General features: G+C 57.3%; 15 protein-coding genes. 4 read left to right on the plus strand and 11 right to left on the minus strand.

Annotated features, from left to right (window positions below):
- Nucleotides 1-76 precede the first annotated feature (76 nt).
- The 9 genes from PMI35_RS05295 to rpmH all read right to left on the minus strand — a co-directional run bounded on the left by PMI35_RS05295 (nt 77) and on the right by rpmH (nt 8,786).
- Entirely contained in the window at nt 77-949 is an 873-nt protein-coding gene (locus PMI35_RS05295; RefSeq protein ID WP_008064607.1) for a ParB/RepB/Spo0J family partition protein, read from the minus strand.
- 9 nt (nt 950-958) lie between these two features.
- Nucleotides 959-1,756, minus strand: a complete 798-nt coding sequence (locus PMI35_RS05290) for a ParA family protein (RefSeq protein WP_008064610.1) — start codon at nt 1,754-1,756, stop codon at nt 959-961.
- Between the two features lie 18 nt (nt 1,757-1,774).
- Nucleotides 1,775-2,419, minus strand: coding sequence for a 16S rRNA (guanine(527)-N(7))-methyltransferase RsmG (gene rsmG / locus PMI35_RS05285; protein ID WP_008064612.1), 645 nt, complete (start codon nt 2,417-2,419; stop codon nt 1,775-1,777).
- Nucleotides 2,416-4,314 carry a tRNA uridine-5-carboxymethylaminomethyl(34) synthesis enzyme MnmG gene (mnmG, locus tag PMI35_RS05280; protein ID WP_008064613.1) on the minus strand — a complete coding sequence of 633 codons (1,899 nt, stop codon included), beginning with the start codon at nt 4,312-4,314 and terminating at the stop codon, nt 2,416-2,418. The genes rsmG and mnmG overlap by 4 nt, the downstream gene beginning before the upstream one ends.
- A 549-nt stretch (nt 4,315-4,863) precedes the next feature.
- Entirely contained in the window at nt 4,864-6,234 is a 1,371-nt protein-coding gene (mnmE, locus tag PMI35_RS05275) for a tRNA uridine-5-carboxymethylaminomethyl(34) synthesis GTPase MnmE (protein WP_008064615.1), read from the minus strand.
- A gap of 79 nt (nt 6,235-6,313) precedes the next feature.
- Nucleotides 6,314-7,993: a membrane protein insertase YidC gene (yidC, locus tag PMI35_RS05270; RefSeq protein ID WP_008064617.1), complete on the minus strand. Its 1,680-nt coding sequence runs from the start codon at nt 7,991-7,993 to the stop codon at nt 6,314-6,316.
- A 2-nt stretch (nt 7,994-7,995) separates the two neighbouring features.
- Nucleotides 7,996-8,241 (minus strand): membrane protein insertion efficiency factor YidD, encoded by a 246-nt coding sequence (yidD, locus tag PMI35_RS34230; protein WP_080725322.1) that lies wholly within the window; start codon nt 8,239-8,241, stop codon nt 7,996-7,998.
- Nucleotides 8,234-8,635 (minus strand): ribonuclease P protein component, encoded by a 402-nt coding sequence (gene rnpA, locus PMI35_RS34235; RefSeq protein ID WP_197677877.1) that lies wholly within the window; start codon nt 8,633-8,635, stop codon nt 8,234-8,236. The genes yidD and rnpA overlap by 8 nt, the downstream gene beginning before the upstream one ends.
- A gap of 16 nt (nt 8,636-8,651) precedes the next feature.
- A complete protein-coding gene (gene rpmH / locus PMI35_RS34240; RefSeq protein WP_003213577.1) occupies nt 8,652-8,786 on the minus strand; it encodes a 50S ribosomal protein L34 in 135 nt (44 codons plus the stop codon).
- A gap of 567 nt (nt 8,787-9,353) precedes the next feature.
- On the opposite strand from rpmH, the gene dnaA reads away from it, so the two are divergent.
- Genes dnaA through gyrB form a run of 4 tightly spaced genes read left to right on the plus strand, consistent with a single transcriptional unit; the run spans nt 9,354 to nt 15,563 of the window.
- Nucleotides 9,354-10,874 carry a chromosomal replication initiator protein DnaA gene (gene dnaA, locus PMI35_RS05265; protein WP_008064622.1) on the plus strand — a complete coding sequence of 507 codons (1,521 nt, stop codon included), beginning with the start codon at nt 9,354-9,356 and terminating at the stop codon, nt 10,872-10,874.
- Between the two features lie 38 nt (nt 10,875-10,912).
- Nucleotides 10,913-12,016 (plus strand): DNA polymerase III subunit beta, encoded by a 1,104-nt coding sequence (gene dnaN / locus PMI35_RS05260; protein WP_008064624.1) that lies wholly within the window; start codon nt 10,913-10,915, stop codon nt 12,014-12,016.
- A 20-nt stretch (nt 12,017-12,036) separates the two neighbouring features.
- Nucleotides 12,037-13,140, plus strand: a complete 1,104-nt coding sequence (recF, locus tag PMI35_RS05255; RefSeq protein WP_008064628.1) for a DNA replication/repair protein RecF — start codon at nt 12,037-12,039, stop codon at nt 13,138-13,140.
- Nucleotides 13,141-13,145: 5 nt separating this feature from the next.
- Nucleotides 13,146-15,563 carry a DNA topoisomerase (ATP-hydrolyzing) subunit B gene (gene gyrB, locus PMI35_RS05250; protein WP_008064629.1) on the plus strand — a complete coding sequence of 806 codons (2,418 nt, stop codon included), beginning with the start codon at nt 13,146-13,148 and terminating at the stop codon, nt 15,561-15,563.
- Nucleotides 15,564-15,828: 265 nt separating this feature from the next.
- Here gyrB and PMI35_RS05245 read toward each other — a convergent pair whose 3' ends face one another.
- Both PMI35_RS05245 and gmhB read right to left on the minus strand, forming a co-directional pair.
- Complete coding sequence (locus PMI35_RS05245; RefSeq protein ID WP_032832024.1) at nt 15,829-16,608, minus strand: lysophospholipid acyltransferase family protein; 780 nt, start codon at nt 16,606-16,608, stop codon at nt 15,829-15,831.
- A gap of 66 nt (nt 16,609-16,674) precedes the next feature.
- Complete coding sequence (gene gmhB / locus PMI35_RS05240; RefSeq protein ID WP_008064633.1) at nt 16,675-17,208, minus strand: D-glycero-beta-D-manno-heptose 1,7-bisphosphate 7-phosphatase; 534 nt, start codon at nt 17,206-17,208, stop codon at nt 16,675-16,677.
- Nucleotides 17,209-17,211: the final 3 nt, after the last annotated feature.

Here is a 17,211-nt window from a genome sequence, read left to right on the forward strand (position 1 = left end):
AGAGTATAGGGGCGGTTCTGCCCCTATTCAACTGTCAGGTAGTGATTTCCGACTGCGCGCTACATAAGGAATTGTTTCAGCGGATGTGTGCGAGCACGCCCTGAAGTTCATCCAAAGAATTGTAACCAATGACCAGTTGCCCCTTTCCCTTCTTCCCGTGGCGGATCTGCACCGCAGAGCCTAGGCGCTCGGCCAGGCGCTGTTCCAGGCGGGCAATATCCGGGTCCGGTTTGGAGGGTTCCACAGGCTCCGGTTTGCCACTCAACCACTGGCGAACCAGTGCTTCAGTCTGGCGCACGGTCAGCCCGCGTGCGACAACATGTCGCGCCCCTTCAACCTGTTGATTGTCCGGCAAACCGAGCAATGCACGGGCATGACCCATTTCCAGGTCGCCGTGGGAAAGCATGGTCTTGATGACTTCCGGCAACGAAATCAGGCGCAGCAGGTTAGCCACGGTTACCCGGGACTTGCCCACGGCTTCGGCGACTTGTTGCTGGGTCAGCTGGAATTCCGTCTGCAGGCGCTGCAAGGCCACCGCTTCTTCGATCGGATTGAGGTCTTCGCGCTGGATGTTCTCGATCAGCGCAATGGCAATTGCGGTTTCATCCGGTACATCGCGCACCATCGCCGGAATGGTTTCCTGGCCAGCTTGCTGGCTGGCGCGCCAGCGGCGTTCGCCGGCAATGATTTCGTAGCGACCGCTACCGATCGGCCGCACCACGATCGGCTGCATCACGCCCTGTGCCTTGATCGATTGCGCCAGCTCTTCGAGCGCCTGGGGATCCATATCCCGACGCGGCTGGTACTTGCCGCGCTGCAGCAGGTCCAGCGGCAGGTGCTGCAGCTCTCGCTGATCGGCCTGCACCGCCTGTTCTTCAAGTGCGCTGACACTCGGACCACTCAGCAGTGCATCCAGTCCACGTCCGAGACCTCGTTTCTTGACGGCCATGGGGATTCCTTAAGTTGCCTGAGCAGCGGCGATGCGTGAGTTTTTGCGTTGGCGACGGACCATTTCGCCCGCCAGGGCCAGATAGGCCACGGCGCCGCGCGATGATTTGTCGTAGGCCAGGGCCGGCATGCCGTAACTCGGCGCTTCGGCCAGGCGAATGTTGCGCGGAATGACCGTGTCGTACAGCTGATCGCCGAAGTGTTCCTTGAGCTGGGCCGAGACATCGTTCATCAGGCTCAGGCGCGGGTCGTACATCGTACGCAACAGGCCTTCGACCTTGAGGTTCGGATTGAGCAGCTCGGCGATGCGCTTGATGTTATCCACAAGGTCGCTCAAGCCTTCGAGTGCGAAGTACTCGCACTGCATGGGGATAATTACCCCGTCGGCGGCAACCAGTGCGTTCAAGGTCAGCATCGACAATGACGGCGGGCAGTCGATCAAAATGTAATCGTAGTTTTCACGGATCGGCGCCAACGCACTGCGCAGACGGCTCTCCTTCATCTGCATTTCCAGCAGAACCACTTCGGCCGCGGTCAGGTCCCGGTTGGCCGGCAACAGCTGGTAACCGCCGTGTTCGGAGAAATGCATGGCCTGGGCCAGATCGCATTCACCGATCAACAGGTCATAGACCGAGTTTTCCAGGCCGTGTTTATCCACACCGCTACCCATGGTGGCGTTGCCCTGTGGATCGAGATCGATCAGCAATACCCGACGCTTGGTTGCGACCAGGGATGCTGCGAGGTTGATACAGGTGGTGGTCTTGCCCACACCACCCTTTTGGTTCGCAATCGCGAATACCTTAGCCATTCTTGCTTGTGTTCCCAATCATGCCGTGCGGCGCAGTATCAGCAGATGGCGTTGGCCTTGGCAACCAGGAACGGCCAGGGCGTGTTCGCTATCGAGGTGGAAGTCTGTCGGCAATGCTACCAGCTCATCGGCGGGATGAACGCCCTTCATTGCCAGCCAGCGTGTATCGGTGTCACCGAGGTGGCGCGTCCAGTTGCTGAAGTTTTCCATGCTGCTGAAGGCCCGGGAGATGATCCCGTTGAATGGCTGTGCAGGCTGGAACGCTTCGACGCGACTGTGGATAACTTGCAGGTTATCCAGTTTCAGCTCGAGTTTGACCTGGGTCAGGAAGCGGGTTTTCTTGCCGTTGCTGTCCAGGCAGGTCACTTGCGACTCGGGAAACAGGATGGCCAAGGGAATGCCCGGCATGCCGCCGCCGCTCCCAACATCAAGCCAGCGACCGTTTTCGACGAACGACATCACGCTCAGGCTATCGAGCAAATGACGGGACACCATTTCATCGGGATCGCGCACGGCGGTGAGGTTGTAGGCCTTGTTCCATTTTATCAACAGGGCCAGATAACCCAGCAGCTGTGCATGCTGGGTTTCGGTCAGAGCGACACCGAGCTGGCGAGCGCCTGTGGATAACTCTTCTGCGTGTTGCGGGGTGACCAACGAACTCAAGCGCTTTGCTCCAACTGACGGCCCGCGCCGCGTTTTTTCAGATGAATCATCAACAGGGAAATGGCTGCCGGTGTCACGCCCGGGATGCGTGATGCCTGACCCAAGGTTTCTGGACGGGTCGCGCCGAGCTTGCTCTGGATCTCTTTGGACAGGCCGGAAATGTTCGTGTAATCGATATCCACAGGCAACTTGGTGTCTTCGCTGGCCCGCAGGCGCGCGATTTCATCCTGCTGGCGATCGATGTAGCCGGCGTATTTGGTCTTGATTTCGACCTGCTCGGCAACCTGTGGATCTTCTGCGCCGCCACCGGTCACGGCGACCAGACCAGCGTAGTCGATTTCCGGACGGCTCAGCAGATTCAGCAAGTTGTATTCGTGGGTCAGTGGCGTGCCGAATTTTTCGGCGATCGCGTCGCCCTGTTCGGTGCCTGGCCGTACCCAGGTACTTTTCAGACGCTGCTCTTCCAACTCGATGCTTTCGCGTTTTTTGCAGAACGCTGCCCAACGCACGTCATCGACAAGACCCAATTCGCGGCCTTTTTCGGTCAAACGCAGGTCAGCGTTGTCTTCGCGCAGGATCAGGCGGTATTCGGCACGGGATGTGAACATCCGGTACGGTTCCTGGGTCCCGAGGGTAATCAGGTCGTCGACCAACACACCGATGTAGGCTTCGTCGCGACGCGGACACCAGGCATCTTTTCCTTGGGCTCGCAGTGCGGCGTTGGTCCCGGCCAGCAAACCCTGGGCGCCGGCCTCTTCGTAACCGGTGGTGCCATTGATTTGCCCGGCAAAAAACAGACCGCCGATGACTTTGGTTTCCAGGCTGTACTTCAGGTCACGCGGGTCGAAGTAATCGTATTCGATGGCGTAGCCCGGACGCACGATGTGTGCGTTTTCCATGCCGCGGATCGATTGCACGATCTGCAATTGCACGTCGAACGGCAAGGACGTGGAGATTCCGTTCGGATACAGCTCGTTTGTCGTCAGACCTTCCGGTTCGATGAAGACCTGATGGCTTTGCTTGTCGGCAAAACGATGGATCTTGTCTTCGATCGACGGGCAGTAACGCGGGCCGATGCCTTCGATTTCACCCGCCGCGGAATACATCGGCGAACGGTCGAGGTTCGCGGCAATGATTTCGTGGGTGCGCGCGTTGGTGTGGGTAATCCAGCAACTGACTTGCTGTGGATGCTGTTCCTTGTTGCCCATGAACGACATCACCGGGATCGGTGTATCGCCCGGTTGTTCGGTCATTACCGAAAAGTCCACAGACCGGCTGTCGATACGCGGTGGAGTACCGGTTTTCAACCGACCGACACGCAACGGCAGTTCACGCAGACGGTGAGCCAGCGCGATCGATGGCGGATCACCGGCGCGTCCGCCAGAAAAGTTCTGCAAACCGATGTGGATAAGTCCACCGAGGAACGTACCGGTGGTCAATACCACCGAATCGGCCAGGAAACGCAGGCCCATTTGGGTAACGACACCGCGCACTTGTTCCTGCTCGACGATCAGGTCGTCTGCAGCCTGTTGAAATATCCACAGGTTCGGCTGGTTTTCCAGGATTTCGCGTACGGCCGCCTTGTACAGAACCCGATCCGCCTGAGCGCGGGTTGCACGCACGGCTGGGCCTTTGCGGCTATTCAAGACGCGAAACTGGATGCCGCCTTTATCGGTAGCAATGGCCATCGCACCGCCGAGGGCGTCGATTTCCTTGACCAGATGGCTTTTGCCGATCCCGCCAATGGCCGGGTTGCAACTCATGGCACCGAGGGTTTCCACGTTATGCGTCAGCAACAGGGTCTTGACCCCCATACGTGCTGAGGCCAGTGCTGCCTCGGTACCGGCATGACCGCCGCCGATGACGATCACTTCAAAACGGGAAGGGAAATCCACCACGCACCTCGTGCCTGCTTAAGTAGGTAATTCAGGAATAGTTTGAGCTCAGGTTTTTGGACCTGGTCGACAAGTATAGGGACTTCGCCCTTCCTAAAGAACCCTTTGCACAAAATTTAACCAGCTGTGGAAAAGTGGCGGTTATAGAAATTAAAAAGAGAGAAATTTATTAAATCTTTGTTTTTATGTTTATTTCTACTGACCGGCCTTTCTGTGGATAGATTGCTATATCCCTTTAAATCCGTTGTGTACAGAGATTCAAAACCCTGTGGTCATGTGCCAATGAGGCCCTTGGATAACCGGTTTAAGCCTGTGGATGAATGAGGTGCTTATCCACAGGGGTGGTTATCTTCAGTTTTGAGGCCCTGTTATCAACTGCCCTTAGCCGGGGTTATTAACAGGGCTTAATCCACAGAAAAGCGTCGAACGAAGGAAATTCAGGCAGGGAAAAACCGCTCAAGCGGAAAAATCTGCTCGGCACTGGAGGGGTGTTTTGGAAATGGAGGAGGCAGACAGGCCAGAACGGCCTGTCTGTGAATGGCAGAAGGACTATTTTCCGATGCAGAAGCTGGAAAAGATTCGCCCCAACAAGTCATCGGAGCTGAATGCACCGGTGATTTCGCCCAGCGACTGCTGAGCCTGGCGCAAATCCTCGGCCAGAAGTTCGCCGGCACCCGCCAGGGTCAATTGGGCGCGGCCATGCTCAAGGGATGCACTGGCATGACGCAGTGCTTCCAGGTGGCGCCGGCGAGCGCTGAAGCTGCTTTCCGAGGTCTGTTCGTAGCCCATGCAGGCCTTCAGGTGGTCGCGCAGCAACTCCAGGCCAACCCCTGCAGACTTGGCGCTGAGGCTGATGGTGACGTGTCCGTCATCGCTGACTTCCAGGGCCATGGATTCGCCTGTGAGGTCGGCTTTGTTACGGATCAACGTGACTTTCGCAGGATCCGGGCGAGTTTCGAGGAACTCGGGCCATAGCGCGAAAGGATCGAGCGCTTCCGGCGCGGTTGCATCGACGACCAGCAGTACCCGATCGGCCTCGCCGATGGCTTTCAATGCCCGCTCCACACCAATTTTTTCCACATGGTCATCGGTATCGCGCAGCCCGGCGGTATCCACCACGTGCAGCGGCATGCCATCGATGTGGATATGTTCGCGAAGGACGTCCCGCGTGGTGCCGGCGATCTCGGTGACGATGGCCGCTTCACGGCCGGCCAGGGCATTGAGCAGGCTGGATTTACCAGCATTCGGACGACCGGCGATAACCACGGTCATGCCGTCGCGCAGCAAGGCACCCTGTCCAGCTTCTCGCATCACGGTGGATAACTCATCGCGCACTTTGTCGAGCATGCTCAGTACGTGGCCATCGGCCAGGAAGTCGATTTCCTCTTCCGGGAAATCGATCGCCGCTTCGACATAAATCCGCAGGCCTATCAGTTGTTCCGTGAGGTTATGCACACGTGCCGAAAAAGCGCCCTGCAAGGAGCGCAATGCGTTGCGAGCCGCCTGTGCAGAACTGGCTTCGATCAGGTCGGCGATGGCTTCGGCCTGGGCCAGGTCGAGCTTGTCGTTCAGGAACGCACGCTCACTGAATTCCCCCGGCCGGGCCAGACGGCAGCCCAGTCCGAGGCAGCGCTGAAGCAACATATCCAGGACGACCGGGCCACCGTGACCCTGTAATTCCAGGACATCTTCGCCAGTGAACGAGTTGGGCCCGGGAAAATACAGCGCGATGCCCTGATCGAGCACCTCGTCGTTTTCACCGAGGAACGGACCATAGTGTGCGAACCGCGGCTTGAGTTCGCGACCGCTGAAGGCCTCGGCCGCAACGCTGGCCAACGGCCCGGAAATACGAACGATGCCTACACCACCCCGACCTTGAGCGGTGGCGACGGCGGCAATGGTTTCACGAGGAGCGCTCATAAACCGGTATCCAGACAAAAGTGACAGATAGCAAAACGCCCCACTAGGGGGCGTTTTGAGTGGTTACCCACAGTGTAAGTCAGGCAGTCGCTTTGGCGGCGGCTTCGATCTTACGAGTGATGTACCACTGTTGGGCGATCGACAGGCAGTTGTTCACTACCCAGTACAGCACCAGACCAGCCGGGAACCACAGGAAGAAGAAGGTGAAGATGATTGGCATCAGCTTCATCACCTTGGCCTGCATCGGATCCGGTGGAGTCGGGTTCAACTGCTGCTGGATGAACATGGTTGCACCCATGATGATCGGCAGAATGAAGAACGGATCCTTGATCGACAGGTCGGTAATCCACAGCATGAACGGCGCTTGGCGCATTTCAACGCTTTCCAGCAGAACCCAGTACAGCGAAAGGAATACCGGCATCTGCACGAGGATTGGCAAGCAACCACCCAGCGGATTGATCTTCTCTTTCTTGTACAGCTCCATCATGGCTTGCGACATTTTCTGCCGGTCATCGCCATGTTGCTCTTTCAGCGCAGCCAGTTTTGGCGCCACTGCACGCATGCGCGCCATGGATTTGTAGCTGGCAGCCGACAGCGGGAAGAAGATCCCCTTGATCAGCATGGTCAGGAAGATGATCGACCAGCCCCAGTTACCCACAATCGCGTGGATGTGTTGCAGCAGCCAGAAGATCGGTTGCGCAATGAACCACAGGATGCCGTAGTCGACAGTCAGTTCCAGACCTGGGGACAACTCTTTCAAGACAGCCTGGCTTTTCGGACCGGCGTACAGCACAGCACTGGTTTCAGCCTTGGCACCCGGAGCAACGGTCAACGAAGGACCGGTGTAACCGATGATGTAGTTGCCTTTGCTGTCTTTACGGGTCTGAACGACGTTGTTTTCGCCCTTCGCCGGAATCCACGCGGTCACGAAGTAGTGTTGCAACCAGGCAACCCAGCCTCCGGTGACGGTTTCTTTAAGCGCAGCCTTGTCCATGTCCTTCATGGACACTTTCTTGTACGGCTCCGAACTTGTCCACAGGGCAGCGCCCAGGTAAGTGGCGGTACCGGTGGCGGTGCTGGAAGACGGATCGGAGCTGGCGTCACGCTTCAATTGCGCGAACATTGCACCGGACCAGGGCTGTGCGCTCTGGTTGTCGATCAGATAGGAAACGGTTACGTCATACAGGCCGCGTTTCAGGGTGAAACGCTTGATGTAATTGACGCCGTCCTTGCTGAACTTCAGGTCCACGACCAATTGGTCCTGGCCATCAGCCAGTTGGTAAACCTTCTTCTCCGCCGAGTAAACCGGACGACCGGTAGGACTAGCATCCGGGCCGTTGCTGCCAATCAGGCCACTTTGCGCCAGATAGGTCCGCTCGTTGCCGTTGTCGAACAGCTGGAATGGAATTTCCGGATGGTCCTGACGACGTGGATACAGCGGCAATCTCAGTTGGGCAACATCACCACCTTGTGGATCGATGGCCAGATCGAGCACATCCGTTTTGATCTGGATGAGGTCGGTGCTTGCAGCAACCGGAGTTTCGGCAGGCGCGCTGGTATCGTTTGCGGCGTGTGGAATGTCGTCACTGACGGACGCTTTATTGCCAGTGGCCGTATCCGGGAGGCCCGGTGCGGTCGTACTGGAAGCAACATTCTGAGTCGGCAGGGCAGCCTGGCCATAGTCCTGGTTCCATTTAAGAACCATAACGTAGGACACGATTGCCAGGGCGACGATCAGGATCGTGCGTTTGATATCCATGATTACTCGGCCATCGAAGAAGAACGGGAGGTAGGGATAGATGGAACCGGGTCATAACCACCGGGATTCCACGGATGACAGCGACCTAAACGACGAAAGGTCAGCCAGCCACCGCGAAGAAGGCCATGATTTTCAATGGCTTCTAACGCGTAGCAGGAACAACTGGGGTAGAAACGACAGTGACTGGCCATCAGGGGACTAATGGCGTAGCGATAAAACTGGATCGGAACGAGTGCCAGTTTACGCATCTGGACTGTCTACCCCTACAGTTTCGGTTTTGACTGCTGGTACCGGCGTGCTGCGTGCCAGACGCTTCCAGAGTTTGCCGAAATGCTGAATCAATTCGGGGTTTTCTACGTCACCCAAACCTTTGCGCGCGACGATAACGATGTCCCAGCCGACCAGCAAATCCTGGTTCAGGCGAAACGATTCGCGCATCAGACGTTTGAGGCGATTGCGCTCGACGGAGAGCTTTACGCTCTTTTTCCCGATAACCAGCCCGAGACGGGGGTGATCAAGATCGTTGTTGCGCGCAAGGAGCAGGAGATTTTTCCCCGGTACCTTGCCGGTAGGGGAGTCAAAGACTGCCTTGAAATGCCGGGGAGTAAGCAGACGCTTTTCCCGACTGAAGTCCTGACTCACCTCCAGTGCCGGCTTATCAAACTGCCAGACGCGCACGACCTTTGGCGCGACGACGCGACAGAACGGCACGACCGTTCTTGGTAGCCATGCGAGCACGGAAACCGTGGGTACGAGCGCGTTTGATAGTGCTTGGTTGGAAAGTACGTTTCATTGTCGTGTTACCTGGTTCGTCCACAACGGGCCGGAATGGCCCCCGTTTTAAGAGACCGGGGATTCTAGAGAAAGCAAGCCTCTAGGTCAATTTCCAACCAACGTTTCCTTATAAATAGATCTCCAGAGGTTTTTCCGGCCCTCGACCCTTCGCCAAACATAAAAATAAAGAAGGAGAGTATTTAAAGCTTTTCTGTAAAGCTTATAAAGACTAGGGCCGCCAACATCTGTGGATAACTAACTTCAGCCCTTGTTCTACAAGCTGTACAGAGAATGACAACTACAGTGGAAAACCGTGTTCAGCCTGTGCTGCACCCTCGGAAAACCTGTGGGTGAAAACGGGCTTTATCCACAGGCAGGTTATCCACCGAGTTTCGCCCCCACTTGTGCAATGAGCTTAGAGGTGGTTATCCACAGAGCTTATGCACAGACCATTGGTCGTCTTTTAGGCGTTCAAAACCTTGATTCTTCTCGGTGCATGACTCACCTACGTGTGGATAAGTCGGCGTCTGGCCGTTACAATGGCCGCTTGTTTTTGCCTCACCGGCTTTCAACTTAGGGGATATCCGTGTCAGTGGAACTTTGGCAGCAGTGCGTGGAGCTTTTGCGCGATGAGCTGCCTGCCCAACAATTCAACACTTGGATCCGTCCACTACAGGTCGAAGCCGAAGGCGACGAGTTGCGTGTCTATGCACCCAATCGTTTCGTCCTGGACTGGGTCAACGAGAAATACCTGAGTCGCGTCCTGGAATTGCTCGACGAGCACGGCAACGGTATGGCGCCTGCGCTTTCCTTATTAATAGGCAGCAAACGCAGCTCTGCTCCACGCGCCGCGCCGAATGCGCCGCTGGCCGCCGCTGCGGCGTCCCAGGTTCAGGCTGCTGCGGCCGCAGCAGCTCCTGTGGCTGCACCTGCAACACCCGCCAAGCGTGCAACGCAAAAAACTGCTGAAGTCACCGAGCTTGAGCCTTCTCGAGACAGCTTCGACCCCATGGCCGGTGCCAGTTCGCAGCAGGCTCCGGTTCGCGCCGAGCAACGTACTGTCCAGGTTGAAGGCGCGCTCAAGCACACCAGCTACCTGAACCGCACCTTTACCTTCGAGAACTTCGTTGAGGGTAAGTCCAACCAACTGGCCCGGGCCGCGGCCTGGCAAGTGGCGGACAACCCCAAGCACGGTTACAACCCGCTGTTTCTTTATGGTGGTGTAGGTCTGGGTAAAACCCACTTGATGCATGCTGTGGGTAACCATCTATTAAAGAAGAACCCGAACGCCAAGGTCGTGTACCTGCATTCCGAGCGCTTCGTGGCCGACATGGTCAAGGCCCTGCAGCTGAACGCGATCAACGAATTCAAGCGCTTCTACCGTTCGGTGGATGCGTTGCTGATCGACGACATTCAGTTCTTCGCCCGCAAGGAACGTTCCCAGGAAGAATTTTTCCACACCTTCAACGCCCTGCTTGAAGGTGGCCAGCAGGTCATTCTTACCAGTGACCGCTACCCGAAAGAAATCGAAGGCCTTGAAGAACGCTTGAAGTCCCGTTTCGGCTGGGGCCTCACGGTGGCCGTTGAGCCGCCGGAACTGGAAACTCGTGTAGCGATCCTGATGAAGAAGGCCGACCAGGCCAAAGTCGAACTGCCACACGATGCGGCGTTCTTCATTGCCCAACGCATTCGCTCCAACGTCCGCGAACTGGAAGGTGCGCTCAAACGCGTGATCGCCCATTCGCACTTCATGGGTCGCGATATCACCATCGAGCTGATTCGCGAGTCCCTGAAGGATCTGTTGGCGCTGCAAGACAAACTGGTCTCTGTGGATAACATTCAGCGCACCGTCGCCGAGTACTACAAGATCAAGATCTCGGATTTGTTGTCCAAACGTCGTTCGCGTTCGGTCGCCCGTCCACGTCAGGTCGCCATGGCGTTGTCCAAGGAACTGACCAACCACAGCCTGCCGGAGATCGGTGATGTGTTTGGTGGGCGTGACCACACGACAGTTTTGCACGCCTGCCGCAAGATCAACGAACTTAAGGAATCCGACGCGGACATCCGCGAGGACTACAAGAACCTGCTGCGTACACTGACCACTTGATGAACACCAGCGCAGCTTTTAAGGCAAGGGACTAGACCATGCATTTCACCATTCAACGCGAAGCCCTGTTGAAACCCCTGCAACTGGTCGCAGGCGTCGTCGAGCGCCGACAGACCTTGCCGGTGCTCTCCAACGTGCTGCTGGTTGTCGAAGGCCAGCAATTGTCGCTGACCGGTACCGACCTTGAAGTCGAGCTGGTTGGTCGAGTGCAACTCGAAGAGCCTGCTGAAACAGGTTCCATCACCGTGCCTGCACGTAAACTGATGGATATCTGCAAAAGCCTCCCGAACGACGCGCTGATCGACATCAAGGTCGATGAACAGAAGCTGGTGGTGAAGGCTGGCCGTAGCCGCTTCACCCTCTCGACCCTGCCGGCCAACGATTTCCCTACCGTGGAAGAAGGTCCTGGCTCGCTGACGTGCAGCCTCGAGCAAAGCAAACTGCGTCGCCTGATCGAGCGCACCAGCTTCGCCATGGCCCAGCAGGACGTGCGTTACTACCTCAACGGCATGCTGCTGGAAGTCTCGGCAGGCGTCATTCGCGCCGTGGCCACCGACGGTCACCGCTTGGCAATGTGCTCGATGCAGGCTGATATTGGCCAGCCGGACCGCCATCAGGTCATCGTGCCGCGCAAGGGTATCCTTGAACTGGCACGTTTGCTGACCGAGCCGGACGGTATAGTCAGCATTGTTTTGGGCCAGCACCACATTCGCGCTACCACCGGTGAGTTCACCTTCACCTCGAAACTGGTCGACGGCAAATTCCCGGACTACGAGCGCGTTCTGCCAAAAGGCGGCGACAAGCTGGTGCTTGGTGATCGCCAGGCGTTGCGCGAGGCGTTCAGCCGCACGGCGATTCTGTCCAACGAGAAGTACCGCGGCATCCGCCTGCAACTGGCCGCTGGTCAGCTGAAGATCCAGGCGAACAACCCGGAGCAGGAAGAAGCGGAAGAGGAAGTTGGCGTAGAGTACAACGGAGGCTCCCTGGAAATCGGCTTCAACGTCAGCTACTTGCTCGACGTATTGGGCGTGATGACCACCGAACAGGTTCGCCTGATCCTGTCCGACTCCAACAGCAGTGCGCTGGTCCAGGAGTCCGACAACGACGACTCGGCCTACGTCGTCATGCCGATGCGTCTGTAATCATGTTCAGCAGAAGCTAGATGTCCTTAAGTCGCGTCTCGGTCACCGCGGTGCGCAATCTGCACCCGGTGACCTTCTCCCCCTCCCCCCGAATCAATATTCTTTACGGCGCCAACGGCAGCGGCAAAACCAGTGTCCTGGAAGCCATTCACCTGCTGGGGCTCGCCCGTTCGTTTCGCAGCACCCGGTTGTTGCCTGTCATTCAATACGAACAATTGGCGTGCACGGTATTTGGCCAGGTCGAGTTGGCCGAGGGCGGTCACAGCGCCTTGGGTATTTCGCGGGACCGGCAGGGGGAGTTCCAGATCCGGATCGACGGGCAGAACGCGCGGAGTGCGGCGCAGCTGGCCGAGATCCTGCCGTTACAGTTGATCAACCCGGACAGCTTCCGCTTGCTGGAGGGGGCGCCAAAGATTCGTCGACAGTTCCTCGACTGGGGCGTGTTCCACGTGGAACCCCGCTTCATGTCCACTTGGCAACGGCTGCAGAAGGCCCTGCGCCAGAGAAACTCTTGGCTGCGGCATGGTACACTTGACGCCGTTTCTCAAGCGGTTTGGGACAGGGAGTTGTGCCAGGCCAGCGCTGAAATAGATGAATACCGCCGCGCCTATATCAAAGCCTTGAAACCGGTGTTTGAACAGACCTTGAGCGAACTGGTTGAGCTCGAGGGCCTAACGCTCAGCTATTACCGGGGCTGGGACAAAGACCGTGAATTGAGCGCTGTACTCGCCGGATCCCTTCAGCGGGATCAGCAGATGGGACATACCCAGGCAGGACCGCAACGTGCTGATTTGCGCCTCAGATTGGGCGCACACAATGCCGCGGACATCCTGTCTCGAGGACAGCAGAAGTTGGTGGTCTGCGCATTGCGCATCGCCCAAGGTCACCTGGTCAGCCAGGCCCGACGCGGTCAGTGTATTTATCTGGTGGATGACTTGCCGTCCGAACTGGACGAGCAGCACCGCCGTGCGCTTTGCCGCTTGCTGGAAGACTTACGCTGCCAGGTGTTTATCACCTGTGTAGACCACGAATTATTGAGGGAAGGCTGGCAGACGGAAACGCCAGTCGCCCTGTTCCACGTGGAACAGGGCCGTATCACCCAGACCCACGACCATCGGGAGTGAAGGCATTGAGCGAAGAAAATACGTACGACTCAACGAGCATTAAAGTGCTGAAAGGCCTGGATGCCGTACGCAAACGTCCCGGTATGTACATTGGTGACACCGACGATGGCAGCGGTCTGCACCACATGGTGTTCGAGGTGGTCGATAACTCGATCGACGAAGCGCTCGCCGGCCACTGCGACGACATCAGCATCATCATTCACCCGGATGAATCCATCACCGTCAAAGACAACGGCCGTGGCATCCCGGTAGACGTGCACAAGGAAGAAGGCGTTTCGGCAGCCGAGGTCATCATGACCGTGCTGCACGCCGGCGGTAAGTTCGATGACAACTCCTACAAGGTATCCGGCGGCCTGCACGGCGTAGGTGTGTCGGTAGTGAACGCCCTGTCTGAAGAGCTGGTCCTCACCGTTCGCCGTAGCGGCAAGATCTGGGAACAGACCTACGTCCATGGTGTTCCGCAGGAGCCGATGAAGATCGTTGGCGACAGCGAAACCACCGGCACCCAGATCCACTTCAAGGCTTCCAGCGAAACCTTCAAGAACATCCACTTCAGCTGGGACATCCTGGCCAAGCGGATTCGTGAACTGTCCTTCCTCAACTCCGGTGTCGGTATCGTCCTCAAGGACGAGCGCAGCGGCAAGGAAGAGCTGTTCAAATACGAAGGCGGCCTGCGTGCGTTCGTTGAATACCTGAACACCAACAAGACCCCGGTCAACCAGGTGTTCCACTTCAACATCCAGCGTGAAGACGGCATCGGCGTGGAAATCGCCCTGCAGTGGAACGACAGCTTCAACGAGAACCTGTTGTGCTTCACCAATAACATTCCGCAGCGCGATGGCGGTACTCACCTGGTGGGTTTCCGTTCCGCACTGACGCGTAACCTCAACACCTATATCGAAGCCGAAGGCCTGGCGAAGAAGCACAAGGTCGCGACTACCGGTGACGATGCCCGTGAAGGCCTGACCGCGATCATTTCGGTAAAAGTGCCGGATCCGAAGTTCAGCTCCCAGACCAAGGACAAGCTGGTCTCTTCCGAAGTGAAGACCGCGGTCGAACAGGAAATGGGCAAGTACTTCTCCGACTTCCTGCTGGAAAACCCGAACGAAGCCAAGCTGGTTGTCGGCAAGATGATCGACGCGGCACGTGCGCGTGAAGCCGCGCGCAAGGCCCGTGAGATGACCCGCCGTAAGGGCGCACTGGACATCGCCGGCCTGCCGGGCAAACTGGCTGACTGCCAGGAAAAGGACCCTGCCCTTTCCGAACTGTACCTCGTGGAAGGTGACTCTGCTGGCGGCTCCGCCAAGCAGGGACGTAACCGCAAGACCCAGGCGATCCTCCCGCTCAAGGGTAAGATCCTGAACGTCGAGAAAGCGCGTTTCGACAAGATGATCTCTTCCCAGGAAGTGGGCACCTTGATCACCGCGCTGGGCTGCGGCATTGGCCGCGAAGAGTACAACATCGACAAGTTGCGTTATCACAACATCATCATCATGACCGATGCTGACGTCGACGGTTCGCACATCCGTACCCTGTTGCTGACCTTCTTCTTCCGTCAGCTCCCAGAGCTGATCGAGCGTGGCTACATCTATATCGCCCAGCCACCGCTGTACAAGGTCAAGAAAGGCAAGCAAGAGCAGTACATCAAAGACGACGACGCCATGGAAGAGTACATGACGCAGTCGGCCCTGGAAGACGCGAGCCTGCACCTGAATGAAGACGCACCAGGCATCTCGGGCGAAGCCCTTGAGCGCCTGGTGAATGACTTCCGCCTGGTGATGAAAACCCTCAAGCGCCTGTCGCGCCTGTACCCACAGGAACTGACCGAGCACTTCATCTACCTGCCTGCCGTCAGCCTGGAGCAATTGTCCGATCACGCGGCGATGCAGGATTGGCTGGCCCAGTACGAAGTGCGCCTGCGCACCGTCGAGAAGTCCGGCCTGGTGTACAAGGCCAGCCTGCGTGAAGACCGTGAACGTAACGTCTGGCTGCCAGAGGTCGAACTGATCTCCCACGGCCTGTCTAACTACGTCACGTTCAACCGCGACTTCTTCGGCAGCAACGACTACAAGACCGTCGTGTCCCTGGGCGCTCAGCTGAGCACTCTGCTGGACGAAGGTGCGTACATCCAGCGTGGCGAGCGTAAGAAGGCGGTCACCGAGTTCAAGGAAGCCCTGGACTGGCTGATGGCTGAAAGCACCAAGCGTCACACCATCCAGCGATACAAAGGTCTGGGCGAGATGAACCCGGATCAGCTGTGGGAAACCACCATGGACCCTAGCGTTCGCCGGATGCTGAAAGTGACCATCGAAGACGCCATTGGCGCGGACCAGATCTTCAACACCCTGATGGGTGATGCGGTCGAACCTCGCCGTGACTTCATCGAAAGCAACGCCCTGGCGGTTTCCAACCTGGACTTCTGATCCCGGTTCACTCGCCAAACGAAAAAGGCCAACGCATGTGCGTTGGCCTTTTTTTTGAATTTTGAAAGATATTCTGCAGGCGTGAAACACCCACGTTACAGGCATAAAAAAACCGGCTATATCAGCCGGTTTTTTTGCGCCCGAAAAAAACTTATGCACGTTTTTCGGGTTTTTTTCGCTTTAAGAAATATCTATATAAATCATCAAGTTAGAAGCAAAAAAAAGCACTTTTCTCATAAACGGTACACAGGTTATCCACAGAACCTCAGACAACCACCTGATCGTTGGCAGCCGGTGCTTGTGGAGCGGGTGGCAAAGAGCCCATTTCCCGTTGCATCTGCTCGTTCCAGGCCTGAACCCGATCGTTCAAATCGGCGATAGCCCGTGGTCCGCTACCTTCTGCATACATCGGCGCGCCGATGATCACGGTGATGACGCCCTGCTTCTTCTTCCAGCCGGTTTTTGGCCAGAACTTGCCAGCGTTGTGGGCAATCGGCAGCACCGGTAGCTCGGCATTCACCGCCAGCGCCGTACCGCCCCGCGAGAATTTGCCGATGGTGCCGAAGGGAACGCGCGTACCTTCGGGGAAAATCAGCACCCAGACGTTGTCCTTGAGCAACTCATCGCCTTTCTTGGCGACATGCTTGAGTGCCGCTTTCGGGTTGTCGCGGTCGATGGCGATCGGGCGCAGCATGGCCATCGCCCAGCCGAAGAAAGGCACGTAGAGCAGTTCGCGCTTGAGCACCTGGCTCAATGGCTCGAAATAGGCTGAGAGAAAGAATGTCTCCCAGGTGCTCTGGTGGTTCGACTGGATCACGCAGGGCTGTGCGGGCACGTTCTCGGCACCCTTCACTTCATAGCGAATGCCCAGGAACACCTTGCTCAGCCACAAGGCGCAGCGGCACCAATACACGTTGATGAACCGATAGCGCGCCTTGAACGGCAGAAAGGGCGCGATAAAAAAACTCAGGCTGCACCACAGCAGAGAGCTGGTGCCCAGCAGCAGGTAAAAGAGAAATGTTCTGATGGCCTGCAGTATCGACATGGCGACGTTTACCGTTACGGGCACTGCCCGACTGTTCAAGCGCACTCCCGATCTGTCGAAAGCGCTCTAATTGTGGATAAGTTCTGCGGCAATCGCCGCCAGATCGTCGAAAATCAAAGTGCCTGCCGGTAGGGTCTTGCCTAAAGTCTTTTCGCCTTTCCCGGTCTTAACTAAAACAGGCTGAGAATCGACGGCTTTGGCGGCTTCCAGGTCACCGAGACTATCGCCGACAAACCATAGATCAGTCAGCGATACGTTGTAATGTGCGGCGATGCTTTTCAACATCCCGGGTTTGGGCTTGCGGCAATCGCAGCCGTCGTCCGGCCCGTGCGGGCAATAGACGATCAGGCCGACTTCACCACCCTGCTCGGCCACCAGCGAGCGCAAGCGCGCGTGCATGGCGTCCAGGGTGGCGAGATCGTAATAGCCGCGAGCGATGCCCGACTGGTTGGTGGCGACCGCCACCGTCCAGCCGGCCTTGCTCAACTGCGCGATGGCTTCGATCGAACCGGGGAGTGGAATCCACTCCTCCACCGACTTGATGTAAGCGTCGGAGTCGTAATTGATCACCCCGTCCCGATCGAGAATCAGCAGTTTCAAACA

The organism is Pseudomonas sp. GM78 (assembly GCF_000282475.1).
Taxonomy (GTDB): domain Bacteria; phylum Pseudomonadota; class Gammaproteobacteria; order Pseudomonadales; family Pseudomonadaceae; genus Aquipseudomonas.

Bases quoted from the DNA above. Each gene is read 5' to 3' on its own strand.
- PMI35_RS05295 (WP_008064607.1), bottom strand. From the start codon at position 949: ATGGCCGTCAAGAAACGAGGTCTCGGACGTGGACTGGATGCACTGCTG.
- PMI35_RS05290 (WP_008064610.1), bottom strand. From the start codon at position 1,756: ATGGCTAAGGTATTCGCGATTGCGAACCAAAAGGGTGGTGTGGGCAAG.
- mnmE (WP_008064615.1), bottom strand. From the start codon at position 6,234: ATGAGCGCTCCTCGTGAAACCATTGCCGCCGTCGCCACCGCTCAAGGT.
- yidC (WP_008064617.1), bottom strand. From the start codon at position 7,993: ATGGATATCAAACGCACGATCCTGATCGTCGCCCTGGCAATCGTGTCC.
- yidD (WP_080725322.1), bottom strand. From the start codon at position 8,241: ATGCGTAAACTGGCACTCGTTCCGATCCAGTTTTATCGCTACGCCATT.
- rpmH (WP_003213577.1), bottom strand. From the start codon at position 8,786: ATGAAACGTACTTTCCAACCAAGCACTATCAAACGCGCTCGTACCCAC.
- dnaN (WP_008064624.1), top strand. From the start codon at position 10,913: ATGCATTTCACCATTCAACGCGAAGCCCTGTTGAAACCCCTGCAACTG.
- recF (WP_008064628.1), top strand. From the start codon at position 12,037: ATGTCCTTAAGTCGCGTCTCGGTCACCGCGGTGCGCAATCTGCACCCG.
- PMI35_RS05245 (WP_032832024.1), bottom strand. From the start codon at position 16,608: ATGTCGATACTGCAGGCCATCAGAACATTTCTCTTTTACCTGCTGCTG.